Annotated in this window: 15 protein-coding genes; 10 read left to right on the forward strand and 5 right to left on the reverse strand. The window is 58.4% G+C overall.

Annotated elements, in window-relative coordinates; genetic code table 11:
• Positions 1-68: 68 nt before the first annotated feature.
• Both HUW35_RS16425 and HUW35_RS16430 read left to right on the forward strand, forming a co-directional pair.
• On the forward strand, positions 69-1,736 hold the full coding sequence (locus HUW35_RS16425; protein ID WP_181253290.1) for an aminotransferase class V-fold PLP-dependent enzyme: 1,668 nt from the start codon (positions 69-71) through the stop codon (positions 1,734-1,736).
• A gap of 184 nt (positions 1,737-1,920) precedes the next feature.
• Complete coding sequence (locus tag HUW35_RS16430; RefSeq protein ID WP_181253291.1) at positions 1,921-3,090, forward strand: cation:proton antiporter; 1,170 nt, start codon at positions 1,921-1,923, stop codon at positions 3,088-3,090.
• A 16-nt stretch (positions 3,091-3,106) separates the two neighbouring features.
• Here the strand turns inward: HUW35_RS16430 and HUW35_RS16435 are convergent, their stop codons facing one another.
• Positions 3,107-3,448 carry an SMR family transporter gene (locus HUW35_RS16435; RefSeq protein ID WP_181253292.1) on the reverse strand — a complete coding sequence of 114 codons (342 nt, stop codon included), beginning with the start codon at positions 3,446-3,448 and terminating at the stop codon, positions 3,107-3,109.
• A 595-nt stretch (positions 3,449-4,043) separates the two neighbouring features.
• On the opposite strand from HUW35_RS16435, the gene HUW35_RS16440 reads away from it, so the two are divergent.
• The 4 genes from HUW35_RS16440 to HUW35_RS16455 all read left to right on the forward strand — a co-directional run bounded on the left by HUW35_RS16440 (position 4,044) and on the right by HUW35_RS16455 (position 8,788).
• Positions 4,044-5,231, forward strand: coding sequence for an acyl-CoA dehydrogenase (locus HUW35_RS16440; RefSeq protein ID WP_181253293.1), 1,188 nt, complete (start codon positions 4,044-4,046; stop codon positions 5,229-5,231).
• A gap of 230 nt (positions 5,232-5,461) precedes the next feature.
• Positions 5,462-6,082 (forward strand): trimeric intracellular cation channel family protein, encoded by a 621-nt coding sequence (locus tag HUW35_RS16445; RefSeq protein ID WP_181253294.1) that lies wholly within the window; start codon positions 5,462-5,464, stop codon positions 6,080-6,082.
• 36 nt (positions 6,083-6,118) lie between these two features.
• Entirely contained in the window at positions 6,119-7,798 is a 1,680-nt protein-coding gene (locus HUW35_RS16450) for an alpha/beta hydrolase (RefSeq protein WP_255463352.1), read from the forward strand.
• Positions 7,799-7,933: 135 nt separating this feature from the next.
• The gene (locus HUW35_RS16455) at positions 7,934-8,788 is read left to right on the forward strand and encodes a sulfurtransferase (RefSeq protein WP_181253295.1); all 855 of its coding nucleotides are present in this window, start codon (positions 7,934-7,936) and stop codon (positions 8,786-8,788) included.
• Here the strand turns inward: HUW35_RS16455 and msrA are convergent, their stop codons facing one another.
• Both msrA and HUW35_RS16465 read right to left on the reverse strand, forming a co-directional pair.
• On the reverse strand, positions 8,789-9,418 hold the full coding sequence (gene msrA, locus HUW35_RS16460) for a peptide-methionine (S)-S-oxide reductase MsrA (RefSeq protein ID WP_181253296.1): 630 nt from the start codon (positions 9,416-9,418) through the stop codon (positions 8,789-8,791).
• Positions 9,419-9,458: 40 nt separating this feature from the next.
• Positions 9,459-10,076, reverse strand: a complete 618-nt coding sequence (locus tag HUW35_RS16465) for a methyltransferase (protein WP_181253297.1) — start codon at positions 10,074-10,076, stop codon at positions 9,459-9,461.
• Positions 10,077-10,352: 276 nt separating this feature from the next.
• Between HUW35_RS16465 and HUW35_RS16470 the strand changes: the two genes are divergently transcribed.
• Positions 10,353-11,612 (forward strand): porin, encoded by a 1,260-nt coding sequence (locus HUW35_RS16470; protein ID WP_181253298.1) that lies wholly within the window; start codon positions 10,353-10,355, stop codon positions 11,610-11,612.
• A gap of 55 nt (positions 11,613-11,667) precedes the next feature.
• On the forward strand, positions 11,668-12,204 hold the full coding sequence (locus HUW35_RS16475; protein WP_255463624.1) for a molecular chaperone DnaJ: 537 nt from the start codon (positions 11,668-11,670) through the stop codon (positions 12,202-12,204).
• Positions 12,205-12,209: 5 nt separating this feature from the next.
• Here the strand turns inward: HUW35_RS16475 and HUW35_RS16480 are convergent, their stop codons facing one another.
• Both HUW35_RS16480 and HUW35_RS16485 read right to left on the reverse strand, forming a co-directional pair.
• Positions 12,210-13,004: a methyltransferase domain-containing protein gene (locus HUW35_RS16480; protein WP_181253300.1), complete on the reverse strand. Its 795-nt coding sequence runs from the start codon at positions 13,002-13,004 to the stop codon at positions 12,210-12,212.
• Between the two features lie 37 nt (positions 13,005-13,041).
• Positions 13,042-13,746 carry a DUF599 domain-containing protein gene (locus HUW35_RS16485; protein ID WP_181255768.1) on the reverse strand — a complete coding sequence of 235 codons (705 nt, stop codon included), beginning with the start codon at positions 13,744-13,746 and terminating at the stop codon, positions 13,042-13,044.
• A 206-nt stretch (positions 13,747-13,952) separates the two neighbouring features.
• Here HUW35_RS16485 and HUW35_RS16490 point away from each other — a divergent pair, with 206 nt between their 5' ends.
• Together HUW35_RS16490 and cmoA are read left to right on the forward strand one after the other, a co-directional pair.
• Positions 13,953-16,865 (forward strand): insulinase family protein, encoded by a 2,913-nt coding sequence (locus tag HUW35_RS16490; RefSeq protein ID WP_181253301.1) that lies wholly within the window; start codon positions 13,953-13,955, stop codon positions 16,863-16,865.
• A 37-nt stretch (positions 16,866-16,902) separates the two neighbouring features.
• Positions 16,903-17,643, forward strand: coding sequence for a carboxy-S-adenosyl-L-methionine synthase CmoA (cmoA, locus tag HUW35_RS16495; RefSeq protein WP_181253302.1), 741 nt, complete (start codon positions 16,903-16,905; stop codon positions 17,641-17,643).
• Positions 17,644-17,645 lie beyond the last annotated feature (2 nt).

The raw sequence follows: 17,645 nt of genomic DNA on the forward strand, positions 1-17,645 counted from the left end.
CGCAGCTCAATTACTGTTTTAGCCATGCCCGCGGGCGATCCCCGCGGGCACAGTAGATTGAGGTAGCCATGCACAGCCATGCACAACCGGCATCGACCACTCCCTCCAGCGATGCAAAAACCGACTCCCTGCTCCAGCAGATCCGCGACAACGTCATTGGCGAACGCATGCCAATGGATACCCCCTTCGGCCAGCGCCCACTAATTTATGCGGACTACACCGCCTCCGGTCGCGCGCTTAGCTTTATCGAAGACACCATCCGCCACAACGTATTGCCGTGGTACGCCAACACCCACACGGAAACTTCTGCCACCGGCCGCCAGACCACCGCCTTCCGCGAACAGGCCCGTGCCGCCGTGCGTAAATCCGTAAATGCGGGAGATGAACACGCAATCATCTTCTGCGGCTCTGGCGCGACTGCCGCAGTCAACCGGCTGGTGGACTGCCTGGGCTTGCGCGTGGATGGCTATGCACGCGTTGGCGGTACATCCGGAAGTATCCCGGAAGCACAAAGACCGGTGGTGTTTATCGGCCCTTACGAACACCACTCCAACGACCTGCCCTGGCGGGAGTCCATTGCGGAAGTGGTCACCATTCCGCAGGATGCATCCGGTGGCGTGGACCTTGATGCACTGCAAGAAGCGCTCGATCAATACGCAGCGCGGCCGCTGAAGATTGGCAGCTTCTCAGCCGCTTCCAACGTCACCGGTATCCGCACCGATGTCGAAGCGGTCACCCGCCTGCTGCATAAGAACGACGCCCTGTCGTTCTGGGATTACGCCGCAGCAGCGCCCTATGTCGGCATTGATGTGCAGGGTAAAGACAGCCTATCCAGCAAAGATGCCCTGTTTATTTCGCCGCACAAATTTGTCGGTGGCCCCGGCACCCCCGGGATACTCGTTGTTCGGCGTAACCTGTTACCGGAAAACCAGCCCTCGGTCACTGGCGGTGGTACCGTGTCCTGGGTAAGCGCGGCGCGGCACACCTACCTTCCCGCGGGCGAACGCCGCGAGGAAGCAGGCACGCCCGCGATTGTCGAGTCCGTGCGCGCGGGCATGGCATTTGCGTTGAAAGATCAGGTAGGTGCAGACGTCATCGAGGGTCGTGAAGCAGCCTGGATCAGCCGCGCCTTCGCCCGCTGGAGCGACAACGAAAACATCCAGATTCTGGGCGGCACCGAAGCCGAGCGCGTCAGCATTGTCTCCCTGCACCTGCTGCACGAGGATAAACCGCTGCATCACGGGTTTGTTGTAGCCCTGCTCAATGACCTCTTCGGCATTCAGGTACGGGGCGGCTGTTCCTGTGCCGGCCCTTATGGTCATCACCTGCTCCACCTCACCGACGAGCAGAGCACCGCCATCGAAAAACTGGTGAGTGAAGGCGAAAGTATTCTCAAGCCCGGCTGGGTGCGACTGAACTTCAACTACTTCCTGGATGAAGAGACAGTCGATTACCTGATCGACGCCATCGAGCTCATCGCCGAATACGGCCACCGTATGCTGCCTTACTACCAGTATGATGCCAGCCACGGTGTGTGGCGCTATCAGGGCATCGAAGCCGATGCGCCAATGCCGCTGGAATTCTCTCTGCATACATCGGCACCGGAAAAGTTGGCCACGCCTTTGCAAGAGTTTATCCATCTGGCGCGCTCGATCCTGGCTAATCCGCCGGGAGAGAAATGCGAACAGCCGATTCTTTCTCAGGAGGGTGAGAATCTACGCTGGTTCAAACTTTAAGGTGGGCATTCCAATAAGCGAAGGAAGGCAGGACGAGAGGCGGCAGGTCGGGCGCGGTGGAAGCGGCGTCCGATTGCCTCAGTGCCAGATAGCATCGCCACTTGGAGCCGCCATTGAAAAACCGGGGGTTCAGGGTCGATAATGAAAGCAACCACTATCGCCCAGTCTGCTACAAGGATGCGCAGTGCCTGAGACCTCCCTGTTCCAGTCGTTTTTCCTGATCTTCAGTGGCGCGGCTGTCGTCGCGTCACTCGCACTGTGGGGACGCCAGCCACTACTTGTAGCCTATATTGCCCTCGGCTGCCTGCTCGGCCCCTCGGGGCTTGCCGTTATCGATAACGTCAACCTGATGGCCGAGATGTCCAATATCGGCATCATCTTCCTGCTATTCCTGCTCGGCCTCGACATGCAGCCCAAGGCGCTGATTTCAGTCCTGCGCAAGGCGACCTTTGTGGGCCTGATCAGTTGCGGCATTTTCCTCGGCCTCGGCTACGGCATCGGCCACCTGTTCGGCTTCACCGATACCGAATCCTGGGTAATCGGCATGGCGATGATGTTCTCCAGCACCATCATCGGCATCAAGCTTCTGCCTACGACGGTACTGCACCACAAACACCTTGGTGAAATGATGGTCGGCCTGCTGCTGTTTCAGGACTTCGTGGCCATTACCTGCCTGATGATCCTTTTGAGCGGCAGTACCGGCTCCGTGGACTTTGCCAGGCTTGGAATGTCTTTCGCCGCCCTGCCCCTGCTGATCCTGTTTGCCTGGGCGGCTGTACGCTACGTGCTGCAACCACTGCTGAGCAAGTTCGACCGCTTCCACGAGTACGTATTCCTGCTCGCTCTCGGCTGGTGTATGGGCCTCGCAGAACTGGCGGAAATTGTCGGACTCTCCCGTGAAATCGGCGCCTTCATCGCAGGCATCACCCTCGCCACCAGCCCCATATCCCAATACATCGCCATCAGCCTGAAGCCCTTGCGCGACTTCTTCCTGATCCTGTTTTTCTTCAGCCTGGGAGCGCAGTTCCATCTGGACATGGTGCCGGAAATCGCGATCCCCGCACTGGTGGCAGCCATTGCTGTACTGGTCATCAAACCGGTGGTGTTCCGCTACCTGCTGGGACAGCAAAGCGAACGCAAGATACTCGCGTGGGATATCGGCTTTCGCCTCGGACAGATCAGCGAGTTCTCGCTATTGATCGCATTTCTTGCGGTGAGCCAGCAGCTGATTGGGAGCAAGGCCTCGCACCTGATCCAGGCCACCGCGATTCTGACCTTCCTGGTTTCTTCGTATATCGTGGTGCTGAACTTCCCCAATCCGATTGCGATCAAGGATCATTTGCGGCGGGATTAGGCATGGCTTATCAGGCTTAGCCACCACCATGATCGGCACTAGCAGAAAAGACATTAATGATCACAACCCCGGAAATGATCAGCACCATTCCAAGAATTGCAGCCATATCGAGCTTTTGTCCAAAAAAAATAAAACCAGCCACCGCGATCAGGGCAACACCCGCCCCAGCCCACACAGCATATGCAATGCCAACTGAAATAGACTTCAGGGAAATTGACAACAGGTAGAATGCGAGCGCGTACGATACGACAACGATCACGCTCGGAATTACCTTGGAGAACCCATCTGAGCTCTTCAGAAACAAGGTACCCACGACTTCCGCGACAATTGCCACTGAAAGATAGACCCAGTGTGACACGCTATCTCCTTGATTAGATGACCATCACCCGGTTGAGACCCGTGTGATTGTTTTGGCAGTACGCCCGGCAAAAGCCAGTTTATTGGTTCTCACCTATGCGTACCACATTGGGTTTTCCCTCAATTGCCCGATTCGCCGCAGCTGACAATGTACCTGCCGGCCCAATTGCCTGGTTTTTAGCACCCCGGACAGTGCCACGACATCCCGGGAAAGCGTAAGCAGCAGACAGAGAAGCAGTGACCGTTAAATAATGGTGGGCAAGGGATAGAACGGAGGCCCGCGGCCTCAGTTGGCGCGAAATCACACCCTCTATGGCGCCATACGGTGCGCTCAGGGCGACAACCGCGATTTTTCTCTGCATTTACCCCGCAAAAAAGTGATCACATTAGTGAAGTGGCGGATCTTGTTCGCTATGATGACCCGGCAAACGAACATCTGCGGGCCGCGAACTGGCCTGAACATGGCATTTTGACTCTGGAGCCACTAAGGAGTCCCGGGTCATTTGCCTAAGATTAAATAAAGATTGACCGGCTGCTGCCGATACACGGCACCTGACCGGCCACTTGAGATCCAACTTTTTCGCACGGACCAAACCATGAGCAAAAACCAGCCTTTGGCACACTGGGACGACATCCTGCTGCTGGACCGCCAGCTGAGCGACGAAGAGCGCATGATCCGCGATACCGCGCGCGAGTATTGCCAATCAAAACTGATGCCGCGGGTGCTCGAAGCCAACCGCCACGAAGTATTCGACCGCAACATCATGCGCGAAATGGGAGAGCTGGGCCTGCTAGGCTCCACCATCGAGGGCTATGACTGTGCCGGCCTGAACTACGTTTCCTACGGGCTGGTGGCACGGGAAGTCGAACGTGTCGACTCCGGCTACCGCTCCGCCATGAGTGTCCAGTCCAGCCTGGTCATGCACCCGATCTACGCCTACGGCAGCGAAGAGCAAAAACAGAAGTACCTGCCCAAACTCGCCAGCGGCGAATGGGTCGGTTGTTTCGGCCTCACCGAACCGGATGCTGGCTCGGATCCCGGCGGCATGAAAACCCGCGCAAAGAAAGTCGATGGCGGATACCGCATCAGCGGCTCCAAGATGTGGATCACCAACAGCCCGATCGCTGACGTTTTCGTGGTCTGGGGTAAAGATGACGAGGGCGATATCCGCGGCTTCGTGCTCGAAAAAGGCATGGAGGGCCTCAGCGCTCCCAAGATTGAAGGCAAGTTCTCCCTGCGCGCATCCATCACCGGCGAGATCGTGATGGACAATGTGTTTGTACCGGAGGAAAACCGCTTCCCGGATATCAAGGGACTCAGCGGCCCATTTGGCTGCCTGAACCGCGCCCGCTACGGTATCTCCTGGGGCGCCATGGGCGCTGCCGAATACTGCTGGCACGCCGCGCGCCAGTACGGCCTCGACCGCAAGCAGTTCAACAAGCCCCTGGCCCAGACTCAGCTGTTCCAGAAAAAGCTCGCCGATATGCAGACCGAGATCACCCTTGGACTACAGGGCTCCCTGCGCGTTGGCCGCCTGATGGACGAGCAGAAAGGCAGCTTCGACCCAACGATGATTTCCCTGGTCAAGCGCAACAACTGTGGCAAGGCCCTGGATATCGCCCGTGTCGCCCGCGACATGCACGGTGGCAACGGCATCGCCGACGAATTCCACGTAATTCGCCACGTGATGAACCTGGAGGCGGTCAATACCTACGAGGGCACCCACGATGTGCACGCACTGATCCTGGGACGTGCACAGACTGGCCTGCAGGCGTTTTTCTGATCTGATTTACCCTGACTTGCGGACGCTCCATAATCAACGTCCAACGATGCTCATTTGAGTAATCTGAATTTTCCGCGAAGGTACCGCTGTCGGGGGCGGCCTTGTGAGACCTTCACCGCCATGGTTGGCGGTGCAGAGCCCCCAGGGATGGGTTTACGGCGCGTCTCGCAAGGCCGCCCCCGATAGCGGTACCGCCACAGTCTCCGAAATCGTGGTATTTAACGGGCGTTATGGAACAACTACTGCACTGGTGCGACCTGATCGGTATCGCCATTTTTGCTTTCACCGGCGTACTGGCAGCAGGTCACAAGCAGATGGACCTGTTTGGCGCGGTAGTGCTGGCCTGCGTCACCGCCACCGGCGGTGGTACCCTGCGCGACATCATCCTTAACGTCCCCGTCTTCTGGCTCTCCGACAGCTACTACCTGTGGATCGCCGCGGCCACCGGGGTGATCAGCTTCTATGTGATCCGATACCTGCAAGTGCCCATGCGCCTGCTGATGGCCGCTGATGCCGCCGGTCTGGCGGTATTTGTGGTCATCGGCACCCAGAAAGTATTGGATCTCGGCCATACCCCTGCCATTGCCATTGTCATGGGAGTAATGACCGGCACCTTTGGCGGCCTGATCCGGGACATCCTGTGCGGCGACATCCCACTACTACTGAGGCGGGAAATTTATGCCACCGCGGCCTTGAGTGGCGCCGCCGCTCTGGTGATACTGGACGACATTGACGCGCTACCCGGAGAAGCCGTGGTAGCCATAGCGGTACTGGTGACGCTCGGGATACGCCTCGCGGCGCTGCGCTGGAACCTTTCAGCGCCCATCGCGCGTATCCGCCCCGAGCAATAACGCCAGCGGTCACGGATCCACTCAGACAAAACAACTATGCCCCCACGTTTTTCCGCCTTGCGCCTCGCTGCCTCACTGCCGGTACTGCTACCAGTGCTCACCGCACTGACACTACTGAATGCCGGCTGTACGAGGGATGACTCCGCAGGAAAATCTGCACAATCGGCCTCCCCCAATCGCCTGATCCCAAAGACCTGTTGGTTTGATACCGAACCCAGCTGGCCCACCAGCCAGTGCTTCATGATGGAAGTGCCGGAAAACCACGCGGAGCCCGGAGGGCGCAAGATCCAGTTCCCGGTGGTACGTTTTTATGCGGAGATCAGCGACCCGGACAAGGATCCCCTGCTCCACCTGGGCGCCGGAGGCCCTGGCGCCAGCATGGGTCTGGAACCCGAAAATGCCAGTGACTGGCTGTGGTTCAATTACGCCGGCATGTCGGTACAGGACGGGCGCGACCTGATCATCATCGATCCCCGCGGTACTGGAATGGCGCAGCCCAGGTTGGCCTGCGATGAGTTCATCAAGGACGCCGATCTCGCCTTCACTCGCAATCTCAGTACCGACGAAGAGGCCCGGGTATTCAGCTACAGCATGGAGCGCTGCTACAGTCGGCTCAGCAAAGTGGCCGACCTCGCCCAGTACAACAGCGCTACGGTGGCCCAGGATGTGGAAGCATTACGCCAGGCGCTGGGCCTACCCAAGCTGAATCTCTACGGCGTGTCCTACGCCAGCCGCTACGCCCTTACCATAGCGCGCGACTTCCCCGAGTCCGTGCGCGCCATGGTGCTGAACAGCGCGGTATTTCCGGACATTATTTATACCCAGCAGCTGCCCGATGACGTGATCGCAGCCTACCAGCGCGGTATCGATTACTGCAGCGAGGATGAAGAGTGCAACAAGCGTTTCCCTGACCTCAAGCGACGACTCGAGAGCCTGGTAGACAAGCTTGATGAAACCCCGCTCACTGTCGAAACCGGCAAAATTCATCCCGGCGAACAGTATCCCTTTGTCCTCAGCGGACAACGGCTGTTGCGGGTTCTTTTCCAGGCGTTATACAACGAGCAATTTTACGCGGAACTCCCGGCCATCATCGAGGAACTGGAATCCGATCAGGCGGAACTGCTAAAGCCATCCATCGCCAGCTTTATGGGATTGGTGCTTGATCCGAACTTTGGAGACGCAGCAGGCATCAGCCATTTCTGTTACGAAGAAGCGCCATTCGTCGACTTCGACCTGGCACGGCAAGCGGCTGCCAGCAGCGGCATTCTGGGCGGTTCGGTGCGTTCGGATATCGATATGATGCAGATGCAGTGTCGTATCTGGGCGATTCCCTCAGCCCCCCTGCTTGAGGCGCGCGCAATCAAAACACAGGTCCCGACGCTGGTGATGCACGGTGCCCTGGATCCGGTACTCGCTGCCGCGGATGCCAACAAGGCCCGCAAAAAGCTGCCCAATCATCAGTGGCTGCTATTCCCCAAGCTGGCCCACGACGTGATCTCGGCCAGCGATTGTGCTGAGCAGGCTGCCGCGCGCTTCCTGGACAGCCCGCAGCAGCCGGTGGTGGAAGCTGCCGTCGAGTGCCGCAAGCAAGAGCTCGCACAACAGGCGGAACTGGAAAAACAGATTGCCGACCTGGAGGCACAGCGGGCGCTTGAAGAAGAACAGCACCGCAGCCATAAATCCCCCGCGGGCAGTCGCTACTCGGAAGCCCACTGAACAGCCAGGCGGAATGGCAGCCACATTCCGCTTGTTACCGCATGTCCGCGTTACAATTTCCTGTAAATAGGCGCTGGACAAATGGCATCGCGGGGCTTAATTTGAGCCTTATAACGACTATAAAACGCAGTAGCTATGAACTATCAGGGTGTAATTGAAGTCTCCGAGTTGGCCGAGCTGCAGGGCCAGCAGGAGCAAGGGAATGGTCAACTGGTCATTCTTGACTGCCGCTATGATCTGGCCGATACCGACGCCGGAGACGAGGCCTACCGCGGCGAACATATTCCCGGCGCGCACTATGCCAGCCTGCACAGGGATCTTTCGGGCCCCTGTGAACGCTACGGCGGCCGACACCCCTTCCCCACAGCAAGTCAGTTCAGCGAATTTGCCCGCTCTATGGGAATCTCCAGCGACACTCAGGTGGTCGTCTATGATGACCAGCGCTTCGCTTTTGCGGCACGCGCCTGGTGGCTGCTGAGACACTTTGGTCACACTCGTGTCGCCATACTGAATGGCGGATTTACTGCGTATAAAAATGCCGGATTGCCACTCGCAGAGGGCGTAGAGGAAGCCGCTAGCACCGGAGACTTTACGGCCTCCGCCCGCGCAGACGAATTACTCCACTACGAAGACCTCTACCCCCAGCTGGACAACCCACCCTGGCAGCTGGTCGACGCGCGGGACACCCGGCGTTTTCTGGGAAATGAAGAGCCCATCGATCCCATTGCGGGACATATTCCGGGGGCGATCAACAAACCCTGGCAGGCAGTGACCGATGATGAAGGCTTTATCAAGCCGTTGCCGGCGCTGCGCGAAAACTGGCAGTCGATTCCGGCAGACGACAACATCGTATGTTATTGCGGATCCGGAGTTACCGCCTGCGTGAACCTCTTTTCCCTGCACCTTATTGGACGCAAAGCGCAGCTGTATCCCGGCAGCTGGAGTGACTGGTGCGCGCATATCCTGCATCCGCGCACCGAATCGGCCTGATCAGCGCAACAGACAGGCGCCGGTACCGGCCAGGCCACAGTAACCACCCGGGTTCTTGGCCAGGTACTGCTGGTGATCTTCCTCGGCATAATAAAACGTGGGGGCAGGCTGGATTTCCGTGGTAATCGCACCAAAGCCCTTCTCCGCCAGCGCCTGCTGGAAAGCCCGCTCAGAAGCCTGCGCCTCGGCCAGCTGCGCCTCGCCATAGGTATATATACAGGAGCGGTACTGGGTACCGAGATCATTGCCCTGACGCATCCCCTGGGTCGGATCATGCTCTTCCCAGAAATGGCGCAGCAGCTCCTCAAAGCTCACCTTGGCCGGGTCAAATACCACCAACACCACTTCTGCATGCCCGGTTCCACCACTACATACCTCCTGGTAATTCGGGTTGGGCGTGTGGCCACCGGCGTATCCCACGGCAGTGACATACACGCCGTCGATCTCCCAGAACAATCTCTCTGCTCCCCAGAAGCAGCCCATGCCAAATACCGCTTGCTGCATGCCTTCGGGAAACGGCGCAACCATGGAGTGACCGGACACGAAATGCTTGCCGCTGATCGGCATCGCCTCTGCACGGCCGGGAAGCGCCTCATCGGCGGCGGGGATCTGGGTCTTGTCGTAGTGCATCAGTTTTCACCTCTAACGTATATGCCACACAGCAAGCTGGCTATTCACCAGCGAGCATAATACAACCGCTGGCCTTCATCGGGCGCTGAGTCTGCCACTCGAAATACTGGGCGTCGAGCTTTTCCTCTGCGCGCTCGGCGAGCTGTCTGAACGGCGGACGCCCCGGGTCCACCAGCATTACGCGCCCTACTCCGGCGCGCATGGCACGGCGGGTCAGGTTGTACAACAGCCCTTCCAGTTTGTCCCAGAAGCAGATATCCGTACCGATCACTGCGTCAAACTCCGCCAGATCGGCCTGGGTTACCTTCTCGTAACGTCGCTGCCAGGTGGTAATGCTGACATTGTTGAGTTCAGCGTGGTACTCGGCGAAGGGAAATACACTGGGGTCCGCATCCAGGGAGGTGACCTTTGCGCCAAACTCTTTCGCACAGAAGATCCCCCCCAACCCCCAGCCACAGCCGAGGTCCAGCACCCTCGCGCCCTTCTTCAGCGGGTGCTTTTTCAGGTAATCCATGGTGAGGCAGGAACTCTTCCAGAATTTGTTACCGTGCAGGCTCGCATCTCCTGCCTCGCGCCGCAAACGGCGCATATCCGGGTGCGCATTTTTCCGCACGGTCAATCCAAACATCTGACGGCTGAGAGAATTGCTTTCTGCCAAGGATCTGCCCCCTCCATTCATTGGTTGCTCAGTTAGATGGCGTTTCAATCGGTTTTTTCAAGCCGGACCGCACTGAAGGTAGCACGATTCCACTGCGGAGCTTTCTACAAAAAAAAGGCAGGCTCTGCCATTTCTGCGAAGTAGAACCGATAGAGCGGACCGCGCCGGCTATCTGGTCTACTTTTGCTTGAGAGCCACTTCGGGTGAAACTACGGACAGTGCTCCCCGAAAACGTATGGCTTACCTTCTCCGGATCGGCAAGCGAGAGCACACGACATGACAAAAAGTATCCGCAGAACATTACTGGCGAGCGCCTTTGGCGCTGCAGTATTAAATGCAAATGCGGTGCCCATTTACCAATCAAACGAAGTCACGCTCTATATGGAGGGTTACTTTACCGCCCATATGGTGAACACCATGGGCAATACCAGCATGCAGAACGGCGCCTCGCGCATCCGCTTCGGTCTCAACGTACCCGCCTACGACAATTGGGACACCGGCTTCAATCTGGAATGGGGTGTAGCGGCGATCAATTCTGCCCAGAACATCGTAATTCAGGGCGATCAGCAGGCGGCGCCAGGGGACAGAAACGATTCACTATTCCTTCGCCAGGGGCATGCCTTCGCCAAACATCCAAAATGGGGTGAGTTTTCTGCAGGTAAACAGTGGGGCGTTTATTACGAAGTTACCTATATCACCGACTGGTACAACGTGTCCGGCGGCCTCGCCAGCGGGACTTATGGTCTGGGCACAGATGGTGGTGTAACCGGCACCGGACGCGCGGACAGTGCCTTCGCATGGCGAAAAGCATGGGAGTTTGAAGCGGGCGAATTCAAGATCGGTATTCAGACCGCACGGCACGTGGCTCAGCTGGAAATCGATGTCGAACTGACACCGGATACTCGACTTGTGTGTCCCCCAAGAGACTGTGAGTACGGCCTCAGCCACGGTATCGCAGCGGTTTACCGTGCCGATATCGGTGACGGCTTTTTTATCGGCGCGGCTTTCAATCGGGTGAAGCTGGATATTTCCAGCAGTGACGGCCTGCTTTACGACATCTCGGGCGATGAGCCCGTATTAATCACCGATCAATACGCGTTCAACGCCAGTAGTAACGATTGGACCTCCGCCCTGGGTATGTACTACGGCGAGCAAGCCTTCGCCAAAGGGTTTTACGGTGCAGTAGTGTTCCAGCGATCCCAGAACAACGAGCTGGCGCCTCCCGGTTCCGTTGTCGGTATCACCAACTTTTTCGATGCAAAGGGCTCGGAGTCCTTTATGAGTTACACCTGGGGCCGCGATAACTGTTATTCCGTATACGGTGGGCACAACTACCTGGTTTCCGATGATCCCGGGTTTGAGGCGGGGCTGGTACGCGGCGACAGGTACAAACTTGCCCAGTACTACCTGGGGTTCCAGTACCGCTGGAACGAACGCGTACGGCTCTACTGGGAAAATGCGATCGATTCCAGCAACGAAGTGGCACAGCCGGTGGCAGATGATTTTATGGCCGTCGGTTTTCGCATCGACATCTGATACGCTTGCGGCCTAACGTAGTTAAATCACCCGGGAGCAGCACACCTTGGGCCGCATGATCCTGTTAATTGCCGTCGGCATTTTCGCCTGGCTGGCAATCCAGAAATTCAAATACAGCCCGCCGGAACAGCGGCGCAAACTCATCATTCAGTGGGTATTGATTGCGCTGGCGCTGGCTGCTGTCTTGCTCGCCATTAGCGGGCGCCTGCACTGGGTCGGCGCCGCAGTGGCAGTGGTATTGCCGATCGTAAACCGACTCTGGCGTATGTTCGGGCGGCATCTTCCCTGGATAGCACCGTTGATCGCCAAGCACGCACAGGCCAAAGCTGAGCGAGACAAAGCCAAGCAGGATCCGGGGGGCGAACAGCAATCCCGCTCCGAAAGCGCAAGCCAAAACCCCCGCGAACCCCAATTAACTCTGGAAGAAGCACGCAAGGTCCTGAGCGTTTCCGCAAATGCGAGCCGTGAGGAAATCATCGGCGCGCACCGCAAGCTGATCCAGAAATTCCACCCGGACCGCGGCGGCAACGACTACCTCGCCTCCCGCATCAACGCCGCCAAGGCCCTGCTGCTAAAGCACCTGGACAACTGAGGACTTCACGCCCGCCGGCACAACAAGTGTATGTAGCGGGCCAGCTGCCGATAGGGATCAATGCGGGAGTACATCAGTTCCTTCTCGACAATCGCTTCTGCTGGCAACTTGTCGCGCATTTCCGGCGTCATGAAATCGTGGAAACAGCGAATACCACTGTGGGCCACCACGGACAGCCCCGCCTGCTCCACCCACCCCATTACATCCTCGGGCAGTAGCGGGTTCTTCGGGGTCAAACTGCCGGGATGACCTCCCCAGTCACCACTCTGTCGATTGCGATCCAGCTGACGCAGGCTTCCCCGCTGCAGCAAACGAAACTCCAGCGCGCGGCGATTATAAAAAGTCAGTGAAAGATATCCGGAAGGTTGGAGACTCTCGGCAAGATGCACCAGCGCCTGCTGCGGTGCCTCAAGCCACTCCAGTACCGCGTGACACAATAAAAGGTCCGCCGCGGGAATACGCGACTCCGAGGAGAGCGACTGCAACGGCAACTGCAGGGTTTGCACCCGCCCTTGGAGCGCGCGCACTCCCACCTGCTCACGGGCCAGCTCCAGCATTGCCGCCGAAATATCGGTGAGCCAGACCTTATGCCCGGCGGCTGCCAGGTCCAGGGCAAACTGCCCTTGCCCACCGCCCGCATCCACTACCTTGAGTGTCCGGCTCGCATCACCCGCCTGGTCGGCGTTGAGGATCGGCGCCAGGTCCCGGTTCAGTACCGCGAGGCGGATATCCCCTTTCAGGCCACCGTAAATCCGCTTTTTAAAGCGCTCGGCGAGGTCATCAAAGTTGCGATCACCCACGGCGCGGCCACGCGCTAACAATCTGCTTTATCACTGGCTACTTGTCCCGCACCTGATCCAGGGAGCGCCCCTCCGCGGCGAGGATGACCTGCAGGGTACGCGAACGGAACTCCCGCATATAAAGCACCCAGATAACGGCCAGATAGCCGAATACAAACAGGATGGGATGCACGAACCAGCCCATCACCGCCATGGAGAAATAGAACGATCGCAGGCCGTAGTTGTAGCTGTGCCCCGCCTGATCGATCACTTTGGCGGCACTGATCGCGTAGCGGCGGCGCTCCTCCCGGGTCACCTCCTCCTCGTCTACCGCGGGTGCCGCCCCCAGCAGCACGTTGGCAAACGAATACTGGCGCAGCGACCAGGTGAAATTGAAGAACGCAAAGATATAGATCACGATGAGCACCATGACCTTGAGCTCAAACTGCTCCACCGTGGTGGTCTGGGAAAACGGCAGGCTGCTGAGAACTTCCACCGCGGCGCTGTTGGCGGACAGTGCCGTTACCAGACCCGCCAGGATCAGGATGCTGGTGGAGGCGAAGAAGCCGATCACCCGCTCGAGGTTGCTGAGGATGGCCGCATCTGGCATACGCATATCCCGCTCCAGCATGCGCAACATCCATTCAACCCGATACCATTGCATAGAGGACGCCAGGCACCACGCCGTCTTCGCTTTGCGGCGAGCAAACACCGTATAGCCAGCCCAAGTCAGGAAAAACCCTGCCAGGCTCGCATAGTCCATCCAGTTCAACGCGCATCCCCCTTTCGACTACATTTATGGCGTCAAAGAATAAAGGCCGAAGTTTCGCACCGATGGCGCAGGTGTCAACACTCTCCTGTCAACCCTGTCATTTCGCCCATCTGGAGCGCTAAAATGGCCGCCGATTTTGCCGGGGGCCCATCCTGAGCCTGTCCCGGCAACTGCAACTTACCCACTGGAGCAGTCTTTTGAGCAACGTACACCCCGCATTTGAGCCGATTACCAGTGCCGAGATCGAATCTCTTGGCGTACGTGTGGAAGAGTACCGTCACCGCCGTACCGGCGCCCAGCACCTGCATATTGCCGCCGACAACCCGGAAAACGTATTCCTGGTTGCGCTGCGTACCGTACCGGAAGACTCCACCGGCGTCGCACATATCCTCGAACACACCGCCCTCTGCGGTAGTGACAAATACCCGGTGCGCGACCCGTTCTTCATGATGATCCGGCGCTCACTCAATACCTTTATGAACGCCTTCACCAGCTCCGACTGGACCGCCTATCCCTTCGCCAGCCAGAACCGCAAGGATTTCGACAACCTGCTGGACGTATATCTCGACGCGGTGTTTTTCGCCCGTCTCGACCCTCTGGATTTCGCCCAGGAAGGACACCGACTGGAGTTTGCTGACCCGGACAACCCCGATAGTGATCTGGTCTTCAAGGGTGTTGTATTCAACGAGATGAAGGGCGCCATGAGTTCTGTCACCTCCCAATTGTGGCAGAAACTGAGCAAATATTTGTTCCCCACCACCACCTATCACTTCAATTCCGGTGGCGAACCCGCGGATATCCCTGACCTCACTTACGATCAGCTGGTGAGCTTCTATCGCACTCACTACCACCCCAGCAATGCCATCTTCATGACCTTCGGCGATATCGAGGCGGCAGAGCATCAGGCGGTGTTTGAAGAAAAAGCCCTGCACAAATTCGACCAACTCCACAAAACTGTGGAAGTGGGACGGGAGAAACTGTACGTGGCGCCGGTCCGGGTGGAAGAAAAGTATCCGCTTTCCGGCGAAGAATCCCTGGATGAAAAAACCCATATAGTACTCGGCTGGCTCCTTGGCGACGTCACCGACCTGGAACAGGCGCTCACCGCGCACCTGCTGTCCGGTGTGCTGCTGGATAACAGTGCTTCACCGCTGATGCACCTGCTGGAAACCACCGAACTCGGCCAATCCCCTTCCCCCCTGTGCGGACTCGACGATTCCCAGCGTGAACTGGTATTCGTGTGCGGTATCGAGGGCAGCGAACGGGAGCGAGCGGATGAGCTGGAACAGCAGGTACTCAAGGTACTCGAAGACGTGGCAGAAAACGGCGTGCCCTACGACCAGGTTTCCGCCGCTCTCCACCAGCTGGAATTACAGCAACGGGAAATCGGTGGTGACGGCTACCCCTACGGCCTGCAACTGATCCTTACCGCACTCACCGGCGCCACTCACCGCGGTGATGCTATTGGCCTGCTGAACATCGATGCTGCGCTGGAAAAACTGCGCGAGCAGATTCAGGACCCCCAATTTATCGCCAATGCGGCGCGCCAGCTGCTGCTGGAAAACCAGCATCGCGTGCGCCTGGTACTCTCCCCGGATGCCGAGCTGGCTGGCCGCGAAGAAGCGGCCGAAAAAGCCCGCCTTGCGCAAGTCAAGGCGACCCTCACCGATGGGGAAAAACAGCAGATCATCCAGACAACCAAAGCCCTTGCGGAACGCCAGTTGCGCAAGGACGATGAATCCATTCTGCCGAAGGTAGGCGTAGAGGATATCCCTGCGGAGCTGCCCAAGGTCGAGGGCGAAAAAATCGAGCTGAACAATACCCGGGTGACCCGCTACAGTGCTGGCACCAATGGCCTGGTATACCAGCAGCTGGTTGCGACCCTGCCGGATTTCACCGACGAAGAGCGAATCCTGGTTCCCTACTACTGCCAAACCCTGAGCGAGCTGGGTCTCGGCGACAAGAACTACCTGGAAGTGCAGCAGTGGCAGGCAGCGGTTGCCGGTTCCCTGCACAGCTTTACCAGTCATCGCACCAAACTCGACAACCTGGACAGCCAATCGGGGCACTTTATCCTCTCCGGTAAAGCGCTGGCCGCAAACCAGGCGGGTCTGACCGAACTGATGCAGGCCACTATGGAGCAGGTACGCTTTGACGAGCTGCCACGCATCAAGGAGCTACTGCTGCAAACCCTGGCGCGCCGTGAACAATCCGTTGTCGGCAGTGGTCACGCCCTCGCCATGGCTGCCGCCAGTGCCGGATTCAACCGCGCAGCCTGGGAAGGACACGAGTCCGGCGGCCTGCTCGGCCTGCGCCAGCTCAAGGCCCTGGTCAAGTCCCTCGACAGTACCCAGGGACTGGAAGCCCTTGCAGGCAAGTTCAGCGCGATCCACCAGAAAATCCTCAATGCCAACCGCCAGTTCCTGGTGATCGGTGAAGAGGACCGCCTGTCCGACTTTACCGCGGCCCTGAGCCCGCTGGCGAAAGGCGGCGAGCCAACCACCAATCGGGAAGAAGCGCCCTTTACCCCGCGCAAAATCCAGGAAGTATGGCTGGCCAACAGCCAGGTCAACTTCTGTTCCAAAGCCTACCCGACCGTGCCGATGTCGCACGACGACGCGCCGGCTTTGGCGGTGCTCGGCGGGTTCCTGCGCAACGGTTACCTGCACCGCACCATCCGTGAACAGGGCGGTGCTTACGGCGGCGGTGCCAGCCACGACGTCAACATCGGCGCATTCCGCTTCTACTCCTACCGCGATCCGCGTATGGCAGAAACCCTGCAGGATTTCGATGCGTCGGTGGACTGGCTGCTGAACGAGACCCACGAGGAGTCACAGGTGGAAGAAGCCATCCTCGGTGTGGTGGGCAGCATGGACAAACCGGGCTCTCCCGCCGGTGAAGCGAAAAAGGCTTTCCACTCCAACCTGTATGGCCGCACCCATGCCATCCGCCAGGAATTCCGCCGCAAGGTTTCCGAAGTCAGCCTGGCTGATCTGCAACGCGTGGGAGAAACCTACCTGCAGGCGGATAAGGCCAGTACCGCGGTAGTCACCGGCACTCAGGGACGCGACGCGGGCCTGGCGCTGGACCTGCACGAAGAAAAACTGTGACGGCACACAACAAAACGAGAACCGCGAGAAAAACGCTGTGAACAAGAAAGACGATATTTTTTCCAAACCGCTGGGGGAAGTCGCCGGCTTCAGCTTTGATCAGTCGGTGGTGGAAGTCTTTCCAGACATGATCCAGCGTTCGGTGCCCGGTTACACCACTATTGTGGCCATGATCGGCACCCTCGCCGAGCGCTACGCCCAGGCTGGCAGCCGCTGCTATGACCTGGGCAGCTCCCTGTGTGCGGCGACGCTGGCGATGCGTCACCGCATCCCGGCAGCAGACTGCGAGATCATCGCCGTGGACAACTCACCGGCAATGATCGAGCGCGCCCGCACGGTGCTCGCGGCGGACAGCGCGCAAATCCCGGTTCATCTGGTTTGCGACAACCTGCAGAATGTGGATGTGGAAAATGCGTCTGTCGTGGTGCTGAACTTTACCCTGCAGTTCATTCCCACCAGTGAGCGCGAAGAAATCTTGCAGAAAATATACGAAGGGTTGCGTCCGGGTGGCGTACTGATCCTCTCGGAAAAAGTGGCCTTCTCGGACAGCGATCATCAGGAACTGATGATTGACCTGCACCACTCGTTCAAGGCCGCCAATGGCTACAGCGCACTGGAAATTGCCCAGAAACGCAGTGCGCTGGAGAACGTACTTATCCCTGAGACCCTGTTCGATCATCGCACCCGACTGAAAAATGTCGGCTTCAGTAGCGTCGATGTCTGGTTTCAGTGTTTCAATTTCGCATCCCTGATCGCCATCAAACAGCGGGATGCCTGAGC

Origin of the sequence: Microbulbifer sp. YPW1 (assembly GCF_013367775.1) — a bacterium.
Taxonomy (GTDB): domain Bacteria; phylum Pseudomonadota; class Gammaproteobacteria; order Pseudomonadales; family Cellvibrionaceae; genus Microbulbifer.